The organism is Streptomyces sp. NPDC047981, from assembly GCF_040653315.1.
In the GTDB taxonomy this organism is placed as follows: Bacteria; Actinomycetota; Actinomycetes; order Streptomycetales; family Streptomycetaceae; genus Streptomyces.
In genome coordinates this window covers 1-1,340 of record NZ_JBEZNQ010000203.1, presented here as the reverse complement: position 1 = coordinate 1,340, position 1,340 = coordinate 1, and the positions used below count along the sequence as shown (strand labels likewise).

The window sequence follows — 1,340 nt, the reverse complement described above, 5'->3', positions numbered from 1 at the left end:
GGGACCTGTCCCCGAGTGGTGGACACCTCTGAGCCCGGTCCCGGTAGGGGCCGGGTAGGAGGCATCTTTTATGGTGATGAAGGTCTACTCGCCCGAGTTCAAGGCGGACGCTGTCGCGCTGTACCTGTCGGACCCGAGCCACACCTTCGAGGGCATCGGCAAGGATCTGGGGATCAGCCGCGAGACGCTGCGTAACTGGGTGCGGGCCGAACGGGCCCGCCGCGGCGGGGGCAGCACGACGAGCACGGAGAAGAACACGGTGGATTGCCCGCCGACGGCCGAGGAGCTTCAGGCCGAGAACGAGGCCCTGCGCCGCGAGCTGGCGGCAGCCCGCAAGGAGATGCAGAAACTCGCCACCGAACGGGACATTCTCCGCAAGGCGACGAAGTTTTTCGCACAAGAGATGACCTGGTGACCAGCCGCTTCCAGTTCGTCGAGGACCACCACCGCGCCTGGGGCGTGAAGCGGTTGTGTCAGGTGCTGGAGGTGGCCCGCTCCGGCTTCTACAAGTGGCGGGCCGGCCGCGAGGCCCGCGCCGCGCGCGAGCGGGCCGATGCTGCGCTCGCCGAGCGGATCAGGGTCGTGCACGCCGAGTGGGACGGCACCTACGGCCGGCCCCGGATCACCGCCGAGCTGCGAGAGGCCGGCGAGCGGGTGAACCACAAGCGCGTCGGACGGGTCATGCGCAAATACGGTATCGCCGGGCTGCGGCTGCGCAGACGTCAGGTCACCACCGTGCCCGAACCGTCCGCCACACCGGTGCCCGACCTGCTGGGGCGCGACTTCACCGCGAGCGCGCCGAACACGAAGTACGTCGGCGACATCACCTACCTGCCGGTGGGCGACGGCGAGTTTCTGTATCTGGCGACGGTGATCGACTGCTTCTCGCGGCGGCTGGTGGGCTGGTCGATCGCCGACCACATGCGCACCTCGCTGGTCACCGACGCGCTCCAGGCAGCCGCCCACGTCCGCGGCAGCCTGGCCGGCGCCGTCTTCCACAGCGATCACGGAGCCCAGTACAGCTCCCGCGAATTCGCCCGTGTATGTGCCGAGTTGGAGGTGAAACAGTCCATGGGAGCGGTCGGCGCGAGCGCGGACAACGCACTGGCCGAGTCGTTCAACGCCGCCCTCAAACGCGAGACGCTCCGCGGCGCCCGCCGCTTCGACGGGGCCCAAGCCTGCCGCCTGACGGTCTTCCGCTGGACCACCCGCTACAACACCCGCCGACGGCACTCGGCAAACGGACAACAGGCACCGAACGTCTACGAACAGCAGTCAGCTACTCTGACACTTGCCGCATAACGACACGAACAGGTGTCCACCTTTTGGGGACAAGGCCC

General features: G+C 68.3%; 1 protein-coding gene. It reads left to right on the top strand.

Features of this window, described 5'->3' with window-relative positions; translation table 11 throughout:
• Nucleotides 1–70 precede the first annotated feature (70 nt).
• A protein-coding gene (locus AB0E14_RS39765; protein ID WP_362430480.1) for an IS3 family transposase occupies nt 71–1,302 on the top strand; the annotation gives its coding sequence in 2 pieces (ribosomal slippage) (nt 71–389 and nt 389–1,302; 1,233 coding nt in all).
• Nucleotides 1,303–1,340 lie beyond the last annotated feature (38 nt).